At 48.6% G+C, this 17,043-nt stretch carries 16 protein-coding genes; 13 read left to right on the top strand and 3 right to left on the bottom strand.

From position 1 onward, the window contains the following. A partial coding sequence (locus tag DW091_RS10680; RefSeq protein ID WP_118518140.1) for a glycoside hydrolase domain-containing protein occupies nucleotides 1–1,383 on the top strand: 1,383 nt, incomplete at its 5' end. 76 nt (nucleotides 1,384–1,459) lie between these two features. Next, nucleotides 1,460–1,984 (top strand): YcxB family protein, encoded by a 525-nt coding sequence (locus DW091_RS10675; RefSeq protein ID WP_118518137.1) that lies wholly within the window; start codon nucleotides 1,460–1,462, stop codon nucleotides 1,982–1,984. Nucleotides 1,985–2,004: 20 nt separating this feature from the next. On the opposite strand, the gene DW091_RS10670 is transcribed toward DW091_RS10675, so the two are convergent. Together DW091_RS10670 and DW091_RS10665 are read right to left on the bottom strand one after the other, a co-directional pair. Continuing rightward, nucleotides 2,005–2,544, bottom strand: a complete 540-nt coding sequence (locus DW091_RS10670) for a DUF6323 family protein (RefSeq protein WP_074616361.1) — start codon at nucleotides 2,542–2,544, stop codon at nucleotides 2,005–2,007. Between the two features lie 161 nt (nucleotides 2,545–2,705). After that, entirely contained in the window at nucleotides 2,706–3,551 is an 846-nt protein-coding gene (locus DW091_RS10665; protein ID WP_058692995.1) for a MurR/RpiR family transcriptional regulator, read from the bottom strand. 212 nt (nucleotides 3,552–3,763) lie between these two features. Here DW091_RS10665 and DW091_RS10660 point away from each other — a divergent pair, with 212 nt between their 5' ends. The 8 genes from DW091_RS10660 to DW091_RS10625 are packed head-to-tail and all read left to right on the top strand — an operon-like array spanning nucleotide 3,764 to nucleotide 12,508. Further along, nucleotides 3,764–4,816: a galactitol-1-phosphate 5-dehydrogenase gene (locus DW091_RS10660; RefSeq protein WP_058692994.1), complete on the top strand. Its 1,053-nt coding sequence runs from the start codon at nucleotides 3,764–3,766 to the stop codon at nucleotides 4,814–4,816. Between the two features lie 17 nt (nucleotides 4,817–4,833). Beyond that, nucleotides 4,834–5,877 carry an alcohol dehydrogenase catalytic domain-containing protein gene (locus DW091_RS10655; RefSeq protein ID WP_074616363.1) on the top strand — a complete coding sequence of 348 codons (1,044 nt, stop codon included), beginning with the start codon at nucleotides 4,834–4,836 and terminating at the stop codon, nucleotides 5,875–5,877. A 21-nt stretch (nucleotides 5,878–5,898) separates the two neighbouring features. After that, on the top strand, nucleotides 5,899–7,086 hold the full coding sequence (locus DW091_RS10650) for a hypothetical protein (protein ID WP_118518136.1): 1,188 nt from the start codon (nucleotides 5,899–5,901) through the stop codon (nucleotides 7,084–7,086). Between the two features lie 31 nt (nucleotides 7,087–7,117). Then, a complete protein-coding gene (gene deoC / locus DW091_RS10645; protein ID WP_118518135.1) occupies nucleotides 7,118–7,768 on the top strand; it encodes a deoxyribose-phosphate aldolase in 651 nt (216 codons plus the stop codon). A gap of 14 nt (nucleotides 7,769–7,782) precedes the next feature. Further along, nucleotides 7,783–9,237: an NAD(P)/FAD-dependent oxidoreductase gene (locus DW091_RS10640; protein ID WP_058692990.1), complete on the top strand. Its 1,455-nt coding sequence runs from the start codon at nucleotides 7,783–7,785 to the stop codon at nucleotides 9,235–9,237. Nucleotides 9,238–9,247: 10 nt separating this feature from the next. Continuing rightward, nucleotides 9,248–10,513, top strand: coding sequence for an FAD-dependent oxidoreductase (locus tag DW091_RS10635; RefSeq protein WP_118518134.1), 1,266 nt, complete (start codon nucleotides 9,248–9,250; stop codon nucleotides 10,511–10,513). Between the two features lie 4 nt (nucleotides 10,514–10,517). Continuing rightward, nucleotides 10,518–10,886 carry a DUF1667 domain-containing protein gene (locus tag DW091_RS10630; RefSeq protein ID WP_118518133.1) on the top strand — a complete coding sequence of 123 codons (369 nt, stop codon included), beginning with the start codon at nucleotides 10,518–10,520 and terminating at the stop codon, nucleotides 10,884–10,886. A 56-nt stretch (nucleotides 10,887–10,942) separates the two neighbouring features. Next, the gene (locus tag DW091_RS10625; protein WP_118518132.1) at nucleotides 10,943–12,508 is read left to right on the top strand and encodes an FGGY family carbohydrate kinase; all 1,566 of its coding nucleotides are present in this window, start codon (nucleotides 10,943–10,945) and stop codon (nucleotides 12,506–12,508) included. A 75-nt stretch (nucleotides 12,509–12,583) separates the two neighbouring features. On the opposite strand, the gene DW091_RS10620 is transcribed toward DW091_RS10625, so the two are convergent. Further along, a complete protein-coding gene (locus tag DW091_RS10620) occupies nucleotides 12,584–13,447 on the bottom strand; it encodes a MurR/RpiR family transcriptional regulator (RefSeq protein WP_013378407.1) in 864 nt (287 codons plus the stop codon). Nucleotides 13,448–13,682: 235 nt separating this feature from the next. Between DW091_RS10620 and DW091_RS10615 the strand changes: the two genes are divergently transcribed. The 3 genes from DW091_RS10615 to deoC (DW091_RS10605) are packed head-to-tail and all read left to right on the top strand — an operon-like array spanning nucleotide 13,683 to nucleotide 17,004. Beyond that, nucleotides 13,683–14,756, top strand: a complete 1,074-nt coding sequence (locus tag DW091_RS10615) for a galactitol-1-phosphate 5-dehydrogenase (protein WP_347561016.1) — start codon at nucleotides 13,683–13,685, stop codon at nucleotides 14,754–14,756. A gap of 51 nt (nucleotides 14,757–14,807) precedes the next feature. Beyond that, on the top strand, nucleotides 14,808–16,325 hold the full coding sequence (locus DW091_RS10610; RefSeq protein ID WP_118518130.1) for an FGGY-family carbohydrate kinase: 1,518 nt from the start codon (nucleotides 14,808–14,810) through the stop codon (nucleotides 16,323–16,325). A 13-nt stretch (nucleotides 16,326–16,338) separates the two neighbouring features. Continuing rightward, entirely contained in the window at nucleotides 16,339–17,004 is a 666-nt protein-coding gene (gene deoC / locus DW091_RS10605; protein WP_074616370.1) for a deoxyribose-phosphate aldolase, read from the top strand. Nucleotides 17,005–17,043: the final 39 nt, after the last annotated feature.

The following is a 17,043-nucleotide window of genomic DNA, read 5'->3' as shown; positions in this document are numbered from 1 at the left end:
CAGAGCCTGATGGCATTGGAGGCCGATGGATGGGTTGGCTTGTCGACTTGGGCAGCTTTACTTGTCAGCAAAGGAAATGTGGACCGCAGCTGCAATGCCTGCGATTGTACTGACCGCATCACGAACCAGCGAGCTCAGTATCTAAAAAGTATTGGTATCAACTATGTTGGAAGATATATTACAGGTTATTGGGCCGTATCCATTTCAGAAATCAGTTTAATTCTGGAAGCTGGAATGAAGTTTGTTCCTATCTTTGAACGATCAGGTAATGATTTATCCGGAAACATGGATGTTACCGATGCAAGCTACTTTACCCATGAGCAGGGCCGACAGGACGCTTTATATGCTGCATCAACAGCTCAAGAGCTAGGACTTCCAGAGAATACAACGATTTACTTTGCAGTCGATTTTGATGCTTATGATTTTGAGGTAGACAGCAATATTCTCGAATATTTCAGAGCACTTTCAATATATTTACTCCACTACAATGTGGGAATTTATGGACCGCGTAATGTCTGCACTCGTGTTTCAAATGCAGGTTACGCCAAAACAAGCTACGTCGCAGATATGTCAACAGGCTTTTCAGGTAATATTGGTGTACGAATTCCAAGCAATTGGGCCTTTGACCAATTTTATGAAACAAGCTATGGTTCAGGTGACTCACAAATTAATATTGATAAAGTAATGGCTTCAGGACAGGATACCGGGGTTTCATCCCTTACTCTATCTAATGTCGCTAAAGGACTTTGTAATGAAATGCTTAGAATTCTTCACATTGATCCAAGTATTGGCTGGGATTGGAATCAGAAAACCACTATTCCAGGTCCGTTCATTGATATTGAATACAAGTTCGGCCTGAGTGGTTCATTTACGCCAATGGTAGACACCAGTACCATTCCTTCAAGTGATAAAGCCACAATTACTATTAATAACGGCGAATTTGAAAAAGGTGACATTACTACCGCAGAAAAAATTTTAGATACTTTAACAGCGACCGATAAAGCTATCATCAATGCTTCTGGAGGTATTCAAACATCCGTTGCTTTTGCGAACAGTATTAATCATGGTACGCTGACCATTTCATTTTCAACCGTTGATGGATTCCCAACATTTAATATTCAGGTAAAACAGTTAGTCTATAGTACATCCGTTGAAAACAGAAATGTTTATTTCGAAATTTCCTTTAAAATGAAAGGACAACCAGATTATCAACAGGATCTTGATAATATTGTTGCAAATCATAGAGCACTTTTATATACAGGTGGGCTTGTTTTAGCGATAGTACTACTGATAGCCGCTGTTCCAACGGGCGGTCTTACTGCATCTACTGGTGCAGCTTTAATGATTGCTGTCCTGCTGGCCATCAATACATATAATAACTAATAAATGTCTTATAGAAAGCTTTCTTTTAAAGGGGGCTTTCTTTTGGTATAATATAAAAAAAATAATGGAGGTCATCATGGAAGCGCTATACATAAATGAGCCGCACTACACCAAAGCGGATACTGAAGAACTTTTGAAAAAAAATACCCTGGGTTTATCCAAAGATATGACAAACATAAAAATCATAGGAGTGCTTATCGCCGGAATAGAAATAATCATTTTTCTTTTAAGCGGGTTTAAATTTGATCTGATTTCACTCATCGGCTTAGCTGCACTGAGCCTTGTAGTACTTATTGAGCTTTATGCTTGTAACTATGACCGCTTTATCTTTTGGATAACAAAGTTAAAGGGTTCCAGACTAAGAAAAGTGAATAACGTTAAAAACGATCCCCCTGTGTTTTTATTTTATGAAAACTACGCCGACTGTACTTATATGAAACATTTGGAATACAGTGAGCTGACCAATTTTAAAGAAGATGATCTTCATTTTGTCTTTTACTACAAAAATATCTATTTTGTACTCCAAAAGAATGCTTTCACAAAGGGAACACCGGAAAATTTCAGGGAATTTTTTCTGAGTAAAACGAGCAATGCGCTTTAAGACTGATCGTATAGACCTTTCTACTCCCATGCCAGCTCCCTGAGCACCTGCATATAAAGCGCCTTATCCCACCGCGGTTCCTCGTCAAACAGGCTGTACTCGCTGTGGCCGCCGGATTGCCGGTAGCCGCGGTAGCCGGCCTGAATTGCCATGCAGAACCGCTGGAGACAGGTAGTCTCAAGATAGTCGAGATCGCCGAAGCACACGCCCTCGAACTGCTCCTGCATAAAAGTCAGCAGCTCGTCATCTGAAACCAGGTCGTCACATTCGTTTTTATACAGGAAAAAAATATCCTGCAGCCGCTTGAGCGTTTCGACATAATTATCCTGCCAGATATACTGGGAGTCACAAAAAAGGTGGATGATTTTCTTAGTGACGCAGGGGCCAATCTCGACGCGCTGGTGTTTCTTAAGGCTTTCATTTCGGGCTTCCATCACTGCCAGCGCATCCTCGCTGGACAGGGCAAGGCCAAAGTGTTCGCTTTCCTCATTGCAGGCCAGCACTGCTTTTGTGTCCTCCACCAGCTGTACCTCAGCCGCTGTTTTCATAAGATCCATCATTTCCAGACACTTCCTTTCTCATGTAAAGTATCCTCTATTGTACGCGCATTTTCTGGAAATAAACAGTCTTGTAGTTAAAAATTTAATGGGGTATAATGGAGGTAGGGGAAGTGTTTACCCCAATACAAAAAGTTCCAGCCAAATTCTGGCTGGAACTTTTTTCATGTTTTGTTTAAAGATACCGCGATTCGCGACTGGTTAAGAGCTTTATAGAACTTAGCCTCATTTTGCATAAAGACGGACAAATACAGGATATCGATGATCACCAGCTGAACGATTCTGGACGCCATGGCTTCGGAATGGTACTTTTTATCATTGGTGGAGCTGGATAAAAACACATCGGATTTTTTGGCCAGGCTGGAATTGCTGAAGCTGGTCAGCGATATGATCTTTGCGCCGTTTTCCTTGGCCAGGGTGACTGCGTTCAGCACCTCCACACTTTCACCTGTATGAGAAACCACAAACAGAACGTCCTCTGAGGTCATATGTGAGCAGTGGATGTTCATCAGGTGTGAATCCTGAAAGCCGTTGACATTCAACCCGATTTTTCCAAACTTATGCAGCGCATCGATGGCGACGGCCGAAGACGCGCCGATTCCAAAAAATGTCACCCGCCTTGCATTAAGAATCATCTCCGCACATTGGTCAATATCCTTCTGGTCAATGGAATACTCAAGATCGCTGACTGCGGTATTGGTATGCTTAATTACCTTGCGCTTGATATCAGAGGTACTGTCGCCCTCCGCAATTTCTTCATTGATGGTCTCACTGGGACTGTCAATCAGTTCTTTTGCGAGATTAACCCGAAAAATCTGATAGGAATCATAATCCAGCTTTTTAAGAAACCGCATAACGGTTGTCTCGCTGGTGCTGCAATTATTGGCCAGCTCTGTAATAGACAAAAGAATGGTGGCGTCTGGATTATCCAGTATGTAGTCTGCAATGGTCTTCTGCGTTTTAGAGAGCAGATTGTACTTTGTTCGTATATCACTTAATAAAGAAGCCATAAGATTTCTCCCTTTTTCCTCTTTTTGAATTAATTATACTTCATAACTCTCTGAAAGTAAAACACTTTTTCGTTAATAATTTACGATACTTGTGTTGACATCGTCAAAAAATGATGTTATAATTCGTTTATAATTTACGAACGGTAAATATAAAACGTAAATTTAATACTATTTTCGTGAAAACAAATATTCAGAGGAGGCAAAGATTAAAAATGAAAGCAGTAAGAATGTATAAGCCTGGGGACTTGAGAGTTGAGGATGTCGAAAAACCGGAAATGATGGACGACGAAGCGATGGTAAAGGTTCGCGCTGTTGGTCTTTGCGGTTCAGATATTCCGAGAGCTCTGGTCTATGGCGCTCATGTTTCTCCGATCACCATCGGCCATGAATTTTCCGGCGAAATCGAAGCGGTTGGAAAAAATGTGAAAAACTTTAAGCCCGGGGACCGGGTTGTGGTTCCGCCGCTCATTCCATGCGGAAAATGCGAATGGTGCCAGAAGGGAATCTATTCTTTATGTGAGGATTATGATTACTATGGCTCCAGACGCGACGGCGCCCTTGCCGAATATGTATCCGTCAAGGAATCGAACCTGCTCAAGGTTCCGGAAGGCGTATCCTATGAGGACGCCGCGACCCTTGACCCGTGCGCAAATGCCTATCACGGACTCATGCGCGGCAACTTTAAAGAAGGCGACAGCGTCTGTGTCTGCGGCACTGGCCCCATTGGCTTATTCGCCGCGCAGTACGCAAAGCTCTGCGGCGCCTCTCAGGTCATTGCTGTTGACGTCTGGGATGAAAAGCTGGACATCGCCAAAAAAGTTGGCGCAGATGTGGTGATCAACTCTTTAAATGAAGATCCTGTGGAGGCGGTTAAAAAAGCCACTGACGGCAAAGGTGCAAATCTGGTCATTGATTTCTCCGGTGTTCCTGCAGCCCAGAAACAGTGTATTCTCATGGCCTCTAAAATGGGCCGGGTTGTCTTCCTCGGAATTTCTCATAAAGGCTTAGACTTAAGCGAAAAAGAAGTGGACACCATCATGAGAAGCCAGCTGAGCGTTATCGGTTCATGGAACTCCTTCACGAAGCCTTATCCCGGTGAAGACTGGACGGAATCCTTAAAAATGTTCGGCGAACGCGGAATGACCGCCAAAGATATCATCAGCCACCGCCTGCCTCTGGACGACTGCCCAGGTATCTTCGATAAAATCAAAGAGGGCGGCTTCTTCTACAACAAGGTGATGTTCTATCCCTGGGGACAGGAATAATCGAAAGGAACTTAGACATGCAGGCATTCGTACTTAATGAAAACAGAGAGCTCGAGGTTCGGGAGGTTCCCGAGCCTCAGGGAAATGACGGTAACATCATCGTCAAGGTAAAATCTGCTTCGATCTGCGGCACAGACATGCGGACTTTCCTAAAGGGAAATGACAAAATTGATGTGCCGCGTGTCCTGGGCCATGAGTGTGCCGGGGATATTGTCCATGCCGGCAAGCTTGCCCGGGAGCATGGTTATCAGGCAGGAGACCGTGTCACCATCGCCCCGGCCATCGGCTGCGGCGAGTGCTGGCCCTGCAAAACCGGCCACACCAATATGTGTGACCACCTGACCACTATCGGCTTCCAGTATGAGGGCGTTTTCGCGCCTTATCTGGAGGTTCCGGCCCAGGCCATCAGAATGAACAATGTCATCAAGCTGCCGGACAGCATCGAGTATGATGACGCCACCCTGATCGAACCGGCAGCCTGCGCCTTAAACGGCCAGCGCTACATGCACATCGAGCCCGGCGATTTCGTGGTCGTTTACGGCAGCGGCATGATTGGCTGTATCCATGCCGAGCTTGCTTTCCAGAAAGGGGCTGCAAAGGTCATTATTGTGGAACCTGTCGAAAAACGCGGAAAAATCGCCATGGAAAAGGTACCGGGGGTGATCTGGGTCAATCCCTTCACTCAGGATACGGTGGCAGAAGTTGAAAGAATCACAGAGGGACGCGGCGCCAACGTCGTCATCACTGCAACCTCCGTCCCCTCTGTGCACACCGAAGCGCAGATCATCGCCGCGAAAATGGGGCGTATCTCCCTGTTCGGCGGACTACCGGGCGAGAGCAAGGGCCACATCGACTCTAATCTGATCCATTACAAGGAGCTTCAGGTCTGCGGCGTGCACGCCACCACACCAGACTGCATGCGCGAGATCATGCAGCTCATGGCAGAGGGCAGGCTGGACGCCAAAAAATATATTGAGCGTTCCATTAAGCTGGAAAACATCATGGACGGCTTCACCGCAATCCGGGATGAAAACATCATGAAGGTTGTTGTTCATCCATAAACTAGAAACAGGAGATCATCTATGAACTACCCAAAAATATACCTGGCACTGGATAACTGCTTTGCCATCAAACGCTGGGTGGAGCCCGAAACCTGGGGGCCGCTCATTAAAGAGCTTGGCTTTGACTATGTCGAGGCCAGCTTTGACAACGAGGCCGACTTTTTCTACTCGCCCCAGTGGTACCTCGACGAATGGTTTGACCGCGTAAAGGCTGTGGAGGCCGCGCAGAATATCCGTGTCGCCAACTTTTTTACCGGCTACCAGACTTACCGGACTGCCGGACTGGCCCATCCAAATCCTAAAATGGCACGCCATATGCTGGAGGGCTGGGTAAAGCCCGCCATTGAAAGGCTGGGCGCACGGGGCTCCGGCATTGGCTTTTCCCTTCACGCTTATCCCGACAGCGTGCTTCAGGATCCAGACCTTTACAAAGAGGAAACGCGCAAGGTCTCAGCGATTCTATCCGAAATCGGCAAAATCGCAAAGGAAAACGGCCGTATTCCCGTATGTGTTGAGGCTATGTACGCACCGCACCAGACCCCCTGGACCATCGAGGGCACAAAAAACTTTCTCCGGGATATCTACAGCATTGACCATAACCCCGTCTATACCACGGTTGATCTGGGCCACATGGTCGGCCAGGTACGTTTCCGGAAGCCCTGCCGCGGCGAGATCCGCCAGAGCATTGAAGCCGCTGTAAAAGGCGAGACCTTCACCGAACCCTGGCTGGGCGGCGACACCACCTACGCAATCTGGGAGAAAGCCATCCAAAACAGAGACGCCGGCGACGCAGTCCTGAACGCCATTGAAGCCGATATGGCGCGCTACCCCCATCTTTTCTCCTTTGATCCGGCAGACTCTGACCCTTACGCCTGGCTTGAACAACTGGCCTGCTATTCCCCCATCATGCATATGCAGCAGACCAACGGCGTTACCTCCTCCCACGCGGCCTTTACAAGGGATAACAACACAGCGGGCATCATCGACGGCGCCCGGCTCTTAAGGGCTATCGCGAAATCCTATGAAGCGGAAGACGCCGCCATGCCGCCAAAGGCTGAGGCCATCTATCTGAGCTTTGAAATTTTCGCATCTAACGCTGAGCATCCAAGAGAAATCAAAAAGAAATTAAAGGAAACCTGCGCGTACTGGCGCCAGTTTATTCCAAAGGACGGCATGCCGCTCAATGAACTTATTGAGTTGCTGAAATAAAGATGACAAGACTGAATAAAGGAGTATAAAAATGAACAAACAAGAAATTTTAGGCCACATTGACCACACACTTTTAAAAGCATTCTCAACTTGGGACCAGATCAAGGCCCTCTGCGACGACGCGGTGGCTTATAAAACCGCTTCTGTCTGCATTCCCCCTTCCTTTGTGAAGAGAGCGAAAGAAACCTACGGCGATGCCCTGAATGTCTGCACCGTCATCGGTTTTCCTCTGGGTTATAACACCACTGCCGTCAAGGCCTTCGAAGTCAAGGAAGCCATCTTAGGCGGCGCCTCCGAGGTGGATATGGTCATCAACATCGGCGCTTTAAAGGACAAGGATTACGACTACGTCCAAAATGAAATTGCCGAGCTGAAAAAAGCAGCCGGCGACCACATCTTAAAAGTCATTGTTGAAACCTGCTACCTCACCGAAGAAGAAAAGGTTAAGGTCTGCGAGCTGGTCACAAACGCTGGCGCAGACTATATCAAAACCTCCACCGGCTTTGGAACAGGCGGCGCCACCATTGAGGATATCAACCTCTTTAAAGCGCATATCGGACCAGCTGTAAAAATGAAAGCCTCCGGCGGCGTGAAAACCGTAGACGATCTGGAAATATTTTTAGGCGCAGGCTGTGAGCGCATCGGCACCAGCTCAGCCATCGGACTTTTAAAGGAAAGCTAGGCCAGGTGAAAAAAATGTATGATCTTGTGATCATCGGCGCCGGTGTTACCGGCTGCTGCATAGCACGTGAAATATCAAAATATGAAATAAACGCATGCGTCATCGAAAAAGGGGACGATGTCGCTTCGGGAACCTCAAAGGCCAACACCGGTGTTATCCACACCGGCCTTGAGGCTGACCCGGGCTCCTTGATGGCAAAGTTATGCGTTGAAGGTAATCGATTAATGTGGGAGCTTTCTGAGGAGCTGGATTTTCCGGTAAAGAAAAACGGAAAATTCATTGTCTGTACCCATGAGGAAGACCTGCCAAAGCTTCAGGAGCAGCTGGATCACGCCGAGAAAAACGGCGTTCCGGGCTGCCGCATCGTCTCAAGGGATGAAGTGCTGCGGCTTGAACCTAACCTCACAGAGCGGACTGTCGCCGCGCTCTATGCGCCCACCGGCGGTGTGATCTGTCCCTTTAATCTCGCCATCGCCATGGGTGAAAACGCCAACGTCAACGGCGTGGCGTTCAAATTTGAAACCGAAGCCTATGACATTGTTAAGGGCGACGGCTTCTACACCATCAAAACCAGCCGCGGCGATATCCAGACAAAGGCCATCGCCAATGCTGCCGGCGTTTACGCCGATAAATTTCACAACATGGTCAGTGAAAAGAAAATTCACATCACTCCCAGAAAGGGCGAGTATATTTTCTTTGACAAATCACTCGGAACCATCTTCAACGCGACGGTAGTACCTCTGCCCGGAAAAATGGGTAAAGGCATCGCCGCTTCCCAGACTATCCACGGCAACTTCTTTGTAGGGCCAACCGCAGCCGACGTGGACGACAAGGAATCCTTCCAGACCACCCAGGAGGTGCTGGACTCACTGAAGGAAATCGCCGCTTCACCTGATTTTCTGCATAAAAATCCTCTGCCGCTGGGCAAGATTATCACCTCCTTTGTAGGCCTGCGGGCACACGAGGACCACCACGAATTCATTGTCGAGGAGGTGGCCGACGCTGAAAACTTCTTTGACGCCGCCGGTATCGAATCGCCGGGTCTCACCAGCTCACCGGCCATTGGCGTCATGCTCTCCGGGATCATCGCGGAGAAAATGCAGCTTAAAAAGAAAACAAACTTCATCGCCAGACGCAAGGGTGTCCTGAAATTTGACAGCCTGTCCAACGAAGAAAAAATGGCGCTCATCAAGGAAAAACCCGAATACGGCAATATTGTCTGCCGCTGTGAGATGGTCACCGAGGGCGAAATCATGGACGCCATCAACCGTCCCATCGGCGCAAAATCCATGGATTCTGTCAAGCGCAGAACCCGGGCTGGTATGGGCCGCTGCCAGGCAGGCTTCTGTACGCCGCGCACCATGGAGATTCTCTCCAGAGAGCTGGGCGTTAAAATGACAGATATCACCAAAAAGGGCGGCGCATCGCAGCTTCTGATCGGCTGTGACAAAGAAATCGGACAGAAATGAGAGGTTGATTATGAAGTCTTATGAAATAGTCATCATCGGCGGAGGGCCGGCAGGACTTGCGGCCGCCATTTCCGCCAAAAAAGAAGGCGCCGGCGATATCTTAATTGTGGAACGTGACAAACGGCTCGGCGGCATTTTAAACCAGTGTATTCACAATGGCTTTGGCCTTCACACCTTTAAGGAAGAGCTGACCGGCCCCGAGTACGCCCAGCGTTTTATTGACGATGTTACCCGTCTGGGGATTGAGTACAAACTGAACACTATGGTGGTAGACATCACCGAGGATAAGGTGCTCACCATCATGAACAGCACTGACGGCCTGATTAAACTTAAGGCAGAAGCCATTGTGCTGGCTATGGGCTGCCGGGAACGCCCCAGAGGCGCGCTCAACATACCGGGCTTTCGACCAGCTGGCATTTACAGCGCCGGCACTGCCCAGCGCTTTGTCAACATCGAGGGCTTTATGCCCGGCCGCGAAATCGTTATTCTGGGCTCTGGAGATATTGGCCTCATCATGGCGAGACGCCTGACCCTGGAGGGGGCAAAGGTAAAGGTCGTGGCAGAGATCATGCCTTATTCCGGCGGCCTTAAGCGCAACATCGTCCAATGCCTGGACGATTACGGCATTCCGCTCAGACTGAGCCACACAGTCGTAAATATCAAAGGGCAGGAACGGGTGGAGGGTGTCACCATTGCCCAGGTGGACGAAAATATGAAACCTGTTCCCGGAACTGAGGAGGAATACAGCTGTGACACGCTCCTGCTGTCAGTCGGTCTCATTCCTGAAAATGAGCTCTCCAGTCAAATGGGTGTAGACCTTGACCAAAAAACAAACGGCCCGGTGGTCAACGAAAGCTTTGAGACCAATGTGGAAGGTGTTTTTGCCTGCGGCAACGTGCTCCATGTCCACGATCTGGTCGACTATGTTTCTGAGGAAGCTGCCTGCGCGGGAAAATGCGCGGCGGAATATGTCCGGAAGCAGTTAAAAGCAGAGGCAGGGCCGGTCATTGAGCTGGCCACAGGGGAAGGTATCAGCTACACAGTGCCCAGAACCATTGGCCTGAGCCGTATGAGCGAAACCCTTAAAGTCCGCTTCCGTGTCAGCGGCGTCTACGAAAACAGTTATATTTCCGTTTACTTTGATGACAAACGCGTCAAGCACCGGAAAAAGAGAATTGTCACCCCAGGGGAAATGGAAGAAATTGAACTCACCAGGCAGGATCTCCAGGCTGAACCGGACTTAAAACAGATTCTGATTAAAATCGAGGAGGCCTAAGCATATGGAAAAACAAATTACCTGTATCGGATGCCCGCTCGGCTGCGCTGTCACCATCACCATGGAGCAGGGGGAAATTACCAGCGTCACCGGACACACCTGCAGCCGCGGCGAAAAGTATGCGCGTAAAGAGGTTACACAACCCACACGGATCGTTACCTCCATTGTCAAAGTCAATGAAGGGGATATCCAGATGGTATCGGTCAAGACAGAATCCGACATACCAAAGGATAAAATATTTGACTGCATGGAGGCGATCCGAAAAATCGTTGTAACCGCACCTGTGAAAATTGGGGATATTATTGTACCGGATGTCTGCGGCACCGGCGTCAATGTTATTGCAACCAAAAACATCGACAAAAAAGCTTGCTAGCATAAAACATAATTGATCGGGAAAATTTAAATTAATTTAAAATAAGGGGTAAAATCATGAAAGAAAAAAAATATGTAGTAGGTATCGACTTAGGAACAACCAGCGCGAGAACGGTTGTGTTTGACTTTGACGGCAATGAAATCGGCTCAGGCCAGATCATGAATCCGCTGACTTATCCGGCTCCCGGACGCCAGGAATGTGACGGCGACGAGCTCATCAAGCATTTATACCGCACCACCCGCCTTGCCATTGACAACAGCGGCGTTGACCCTGAAGAAATCGCGGCCATCAGTACAGACGTGTTCCGCTGTACCGTGGCTCTGCGCGACGAAAACGGCGGCTTTACCATGCCCATCATTATCTGGCAGGATATGCGAAGCGCGGAAATGATCCCTGAAGTTGAGCGCAAGCTTGTGGCAGCAGGCTTATCTGCCGACGAGCTGTACGACCGCTGCGGTATGCCGCTGGGCGGCGTCAATCCCCAGAGCAATCTCCAGTGGATTCTGAAAAACATGCCGGAAGCCTATGAAAAGGCCGCCACTATCCACACCATGATGGGCCTTGTCACTAAGGCTTACGGTGCTGATGATTATTACGATGACATCAACGATACGCCGTGGGTACAGCTCAACGGTCCAGACTTCCAGTATGACCCGCAGATCTGCGCAGCGCTTGGTATTGATATCAATAAAATGGCGCCGCTGCGGCAGCCAGGCACCATCATCGGCAAGGTAACCGCTGAGGTTTCCGCGAGAACCGGTCTGGCAGAGGGCACTCCCATTGTCATGGGTACCGGCGACCAGCAGTCCGGCTGCCTGGGCTGCGGCTGCGTGCGTGAAGGCGTCGGCTATGCCTGCGGCGGTACTGCCGGTATCGTAGCCGGCAAGTCCTTTAATCTGCTGCGCGACCCATCCAGAAGATGCTATGTTTTAGGCACACCCGACGGCGCATGGGTTATGGAAGGGGTTGCCAATGCCTCCGGCTCTGCCTTCAAATGGTTTAAAGAACAGTTCTGCGACGTTGAACAGCTCGCCGCAGAATCCCTCGACATCAGCGTCTATGACTTTCTGACCTCTGTGGCCACCAAATCGAACCCTGGGGCAAACGGCCTGTTCTTCCTGCCTTACTTTGCCGGTGCGGTTACACCAAACCAGAACCCCAACGCCCGAGGCACCTATATCGGTATGACCGTCGGACACACCAAGGAAGACTTTATCCGCGCCACCATGGAAGGGGTAAACTATGATATCCGCGATATGCTGGACGCCATGGTCTCCGGCGGCGCTCCGGACTTTGACATGGTCCGCCTGACTGGCGGTATCTTCCGCTCAGAGCTCTGGTGCCAGATGCAGGCCGATATCTTCAACCGCTCCTGCGAGGTTGTCGCCGTAGAAGAAGCTACAGCCCTCGGCTGTGCCATGGTCGCCGCTGTCGGCGTAGGCATCTACAAGGACTTTGAGGAAGCCGAAAAGCACATGGTAAAAATCCGCAGACGCTATGAGCCAAATCCGGAAAATGTAAAACGCTACGAGGACGCCTTCCGTACCTGGCAGCAGGTTTACAAATCCCTGTCTACCGGCGCCTTTGACCAGGTGGTAGCCTTCCAGGATAAATACCGCTAAACCCTCCCTGACAATATTGATCAAACTTATCTCCTGTCTTTTAAGAGCAGCCACCCAGCTGCTCTTATTTATTTCTCAGGTCTTATTAAGCGCCACAGCAATACGGGACTTGTTCATCTCTTCAAAATAAACATCCTCATTCTGCATAAAGGTCGCAATATAAAGAATATCAATGATGGTCAGCTGCACAATACGCGACGCCATGGCCTCAGAATGATATTTTTTATCATTGGTCGAGCTCAGCAGGTAAAGATCTGACATTTTGGCCAGGCTCGAATTGGCATAGCTGGTCAGGCTGATAATTTTACTGCCGTTTTTCCGGGCAATGGACACCGCATTTAACACCTCCTGGCTCTCCCCAGTGTGAGAAACCGCTATGAAAAGATCATCCGGCGTCGAATGCGCGCAGATAATATTCATCTGGTGCGGGTCGGGATGGCTGCACACATTGATGCCGATATTGCCGAATTTGTGGAGCGCATCCTGAGAAATGGACGCGGACGCGCCCACGCCAAAAAAGAGAACCCGCTTCGACGCTGCGAGAAACTCAAGAAACTCGGCAATGGTGTCTTCACTCAGGGTCTGCTCCAGGTCATTGATGGCTGTTACATTATGCTTGATGACCTTTTTCTTAATGGTCGCCAGGCCATCCTCCTCACTCAGCTCTTCATTAAGGGTTTCTCCAGGCTTTTCTGTCAATTCCTTTGCCAGGTTAATACGAAAAACCTGATAGGAATCGTATTCCAGCTTTTTAAGCAGCCGCATGACCGTTGTCTCGCTGGTATCACCTTTCCCGGCCAATTCTGTAATTGACAGCAAAGTCACCTTCTCTGGTTCACACAGGATATAATCCGCTAAGCGCTTCTGTGCCTTTGAAAAGGTATTGTATTTTATTCTAATATCTGATAAAAGAGATTTCAAAGTACCCTTTACCTCCATTCTATATTTTATTTATCTTTTTATTATTTTTATAAGATTGATTATACTTTATAATTTTGCTTTTGTAAAACACTTAAAAACGCAAAAAATTAATTAACAGAAAATTTTTTACGCTTTTTGTTGACAACCTCAAAAAATCATGCTAGAATAAGTTCAAAATTTACGGTTAATAATTTACTTTAGTAAATAATAAACCGTAAATAATTCAAGCAAACATTTTCATTTAAGGAGGATTATGATGAAAGCAGTACGTATGTATAAACCCGGAGATTTAAGAGTTGAAGATGTTCCAAAACCAGAGATGATGCCCGATGAAGCCATGGTTAAGGTGAAGGCAGTCGGCCTCTGCGGATCCGATATTCCGAGAGCGCTGGTTTATGGGGCGCATGTTTCTCCAATCACCATCGGCCATGAGTTTTCTGGTGAAATCGAAGCCGTTGGTTCAGAGGTCAAGAATTTCAAACCGGGTGACCGCGTTGTGGTTCCGCCGCTTATTCCATGCGGTGAATGCGAATGGTGCCAGAAGGGGATTTACTCCTTATGCGAAGATTATGACTACTATGGTTCAAGACGTGACGGCGCGCTGGCCGAATACGTATCTGTTAAAGAATCCAACCTTTTAAAGGTTCCAGACAAGGTTTCCTTTGAAGACGCCGCAACCCTCGACCCCTGCGCAAACGCATATCACGGCCTGATGCGCGGTAACTTTAAAGAAGGCGACAGTGTCTGTGTTGTTGGAACAGGCCCGATCGGTTTATTTGCAGCACAGTATGCCAAATTATACGGCGCTTCCAAGGTTATCGCAGTGGATGTCTGGGATGAAAAGCTGGAAATCGCCAAAATGGTGGGCGCAGACGTGGTCATCAACTCCACCAAGGAGGATGCTGTCGAAGCGGTTCACCAGGCAACGGATGGTAAAGGGGCAAACATCGTCATTGACTTTTCCGGCGCTCCGATCGCGCAGAAGCAGTGTATCCTAATGGCCAGCAAAATGGGCCGCGTCGTTTTCCTGGGTATTTCTCACAAGGGCCTGGATTTAAGCGAAAAAGAAGTGGATACCATCATGAGAAGCCAGCTGAGCGTTGTCGGTTCATGGAACTCCTTCACTAAACCATATCCCGGTGAAGACTGGACAGAATCCTTAAAAGGCTTTGATGAAAAAGGCATGACCGCCAAAGATATCATCAGCCATCGCCTGCCGCTGGACGATGCGCCAGCTGTGCTCGGTGAAATTGCCAAGGGAGGCTACTTCTACAATAAAGTTATGTTCTATCCCGACGGTTATGACGGGGATTTTGATACGGTTTAATACAATCTGTTTTTAAAATAAATCTATAGGGAATTTAAGAGGAGAATAATTATGTACGAAGCTCAATATTTTATGGGAGTTGACACCGGAACACAGAGTGTGCGTGTCGTTGTTGCAGATATCAGCGGGAATATCGTCGCCAGTGACGAGCAGGTTTATGAAACCTATTATCCACAGCCTGGCTGGGCAGAACAAAAGCCCGCGGACTGGTGGAGCTGTTTTAACAAAGCGGTTGAAAATGTTACAAAAAGCTTATCAATGGGGATCCGCTACAGCATTAAATCCATCAGCGTCTGCTCAACCTCATCCACTGTTTTAGCCGTCGACGAACAGGGGAATCCAATGATGGACGCCATCATGTGGATGGATACCCGAGCGGTTAAGGAAATGGAAAAAATCAACGCCACTGCCGATCCGGTTCTGGAATACTGCGGCGGGGAAGACTCCGTTGAGTGGATGATCCCAAAAACACTCTGGATCAAAAACAATAAACCTGAAATTTACAAGGACAGCTACAAAATCATCGAACAGCTGGACTGGATGAACTATCAGCTGTGCGGCACCTTTGCCACCTCCATCTGTCAGGCAGCCTGCAAATGGAACTATGTATCCTGCGAGGGCGGCTGGAACAGCGCGTTTTTCAAAAAGATCGGCCTGGACGATTACGAAGAAAAGCTTGTCACAGATGTCAGACGTCTCGGCGAAGAACTGGGGAAAATTGACCCGGCCTTTGCGGAAAAATATGACTTAAACCCGGATATGATGGTTGTGCAGGGGGGCATCGACGCCCACATCGGTATGCTTGGTCTTGGCGTTGCAAGACCGGGCAAAATGGCGATGATCATGGGCACCAGCTTTGTACAGCTCGCCTTTGCCAATGCCGATGAAAAACTAAAGCTTGAAGGTATCTGGGGGCCTTACAATGAACCGGTTGTACCAAACGCGTGGCTTCTGGAGGGCGGCCAGATTTCTGCCGGCTCCATTGTCAAATGGTTCATGCGTGAGTTTGACCTGAACAAAATGGAAAACCCCTATGCCTACATGAATGAACAGGTCGAAAAAATCGCGCCCGGTTCTGACGGCTTAGTGGCTCTGGATTTCTTCCAGGGGAACCGTACACCATACAAAGATCCAAACGCAAAGGGCGTCATCTACGGCCTCACCTTAAGCCACACCAAAGCGCACATCTACCGCGCTTTACTGGAATCCGTTGCCCTGGGCACAAAAAACATCATCGACAACTTTGAAAAACAGGGCTGCCCGGTCGATATGGTCGTCGGCTGCGGCGGGGTCACAAAGGACGCCACCTGGATGCAGATCATCGCAGACGCTACCGGAAAACCCATCATCGTTACCGTTGACCCAAGCGCCGGCGCACTGGGCTGTACCATCGTCGCCGCTGTCGGCGCAAAAGCCTACCCAGACTTTGAGCAGGCCACCAAAGGGATGGTCAAGGAAGCCTACACTGTTACCCCGAACCCGGACGTATACGATGATTACCAGAAGGTATTCGATACCTATGTTGAATTATATGAAGAACTAAAAGGCACCATGTCTAAAGAAAGATAGAGGAATTGACAAAATGAACAATCAGGAAATTTTAAGCCACATTGACCATACCTTATTAAAACCCTTTTCCACCTGGGAACAGATCGCAGAAATCTGCAATGACGCCATTGAAAACAAGACTGCGTCTGTCTGTATCCCTCCCTCCTTTGTAAAACCTGTTAAAGAAGCCTACGGCGATAAGCTGACCATCTGCACCGTTATCGGCTTCCCTCTTGGCTACAATACCACTGCCACCAAGGTTTTTGAAGCAAAAGAAGCCGTAAAAGAAGGCGCGGCTGAGATCGATATGGTCATCAACATCGGCGCTTTAAAGGACGGCAAATATGACCTTGTCCAGAATGAAATCGCAGAGATCAAAAAAGCAGTGGGGGATAACATCCTGAAAGTGATCGTTGAAACCTGCTTCCTGACCGAGGAAGAAAAAATTAAGATCTGCGAGCTCGTCACCGCCGCTGGAGCAGATTTCATCAAAACTTCTACCGGTTTCGGCACCGCTGGCGCCACCAGAGAGGATATCCGCCTGTTTAAAGAACACATTGGCCCAAAGGTTAAGATGAAAGCCGCGGGCGGCGTGAAAACCAAAGAAGACCTGATCGACTTCCTGGAGCTCGGCTGTGAGCGTATCGGTACCAGCTCTGCTGTCTCCATGCTCAAGGGTGGGGAAGCTCAGGGGTATTAAAAAAACAAACCCAATCTGCAGGAACAGCCTGCAGGTTGG

It is taken from the genome of Eubacterium sp. AM05-23 (genome assembly GCF_003477535.1).
In the GTDB taxonomy this organism is placed as follows: Bacteria; Bacillota; Clostridia; order Eubacteriales; family Eubacteriaceae; genus Eubacterium; species Eubacterium maltosivorans.
The sequence above is the reverse complement of the archived record's forward strand: the minus strand, read 5'-3'. Positions and strand labels throughout refer to the sequence as shown.

Excerpts from the sequence above, each read along its gene's own strand:
- DW091_RS10675 (WP_118518137.1), top strand. The coding sequence starts at position 1,460 with ATGGAAGCGCTATACATAAATGAGCCGCACTACACCAAAGCGGATACT.
- DW091_RS10670 (WP_074616361.1), bottom strand. The coding sequence starts at position 2,544 with ATGATGGATCTTATGAAAACAGCGGCTGAGGTACAGCTGGTGGAGGAC.
- DW091_RS10665 (WP_058692995.1), bottom strand. The coding sequence starts at position 3,551 with ATGGCTTCTTTATTAAGTGATATACGAACAAAGTACAATCTGCTCTCT.
- DW091_RS10660 (WP_058692994.1), top strand. The coding sequence starts at position 3,764 with ATGAAAGCAGTAAGAATGTATAAGCCTGGGGACTTGAGAGTTGAGGAT.
- DW091_RS10655 (WP_074616363.1), top strand. The coding sequence starts at position 4,834 with ATGCAGGCATTCGTACTTAATGAAAACAGAGAGCTCGAGGTTCGGGAG.
- DW091_RS10650 (WP_118518136.1), top strand. The coding sequence starts at position 5,899 with ATGAACTACCCAAAAATATACCTGGCACTGGATAACTGCTTTGCCATC.
- deoC (WP_118518135.1), top strand. The coding sequence starts at position 7,118 with ATGAACAAACAAGAAATTTTAGGCCACATTGACCACACACTTTTAAAA.
- DW091_RS10640 (WP_058692990.1), top strand. The coding sequence starts at position 7,783 with ATGTATGATCTTGTGATCATCGGCGCCGGTGTTACCGGCTGCTGCATA.
- DW091_RS10635 (WP_118518134.1), top strand. The coding sequence starts at position 9,248 with ATGAAGTCTTATGAAATAGTCATCATCGGCGGAGGGCCGGCAGGACTT.
- DW091_RS10630 (WP_118518133.1), top strand. The coding sequence starts at position 10,518 with ATGGAAAAACAAATTACCTGTATCGGATGCCCGCTCGGCTGCGCTGTC.
- DW091_RS10625 (WP_118518132.1), top strand. The coding sequence starts at position 10,943 with ATGAAAGAAAAAAAATATGTAGTAGGTATCGACTTAGGAACAACCAGC.
- DW091_RS10620 (WP_013378407.1), bottom strand. The coding sequence starts at position 13,447 with ATGGAGGTAAAGGGTACTTTGAAATCTCTTTTATCAGATATTAGAATA.
- DW091_RS10615 (WP_347561016.1), top strand. The coding sequence starts at position 13,683 with ATGATGAAAGCAGTACGTATGTATAAACCCGGAGATTTAAGAGTTGAA.
- DW091_RS10610 (WP_118518130.1), top strand. The coding sequence starts at position 14,808 with ATGTACGAAGCTCAATATTTTATGGGAGTTGACACCGGAACACAGAGT.
- deoC (WP_074616370.1), top strand. The coding sequence starts at position 16,339 with ATGAACAATCAGGAAATTTTAAGCCACATTGACCATACCTTATTAAAA.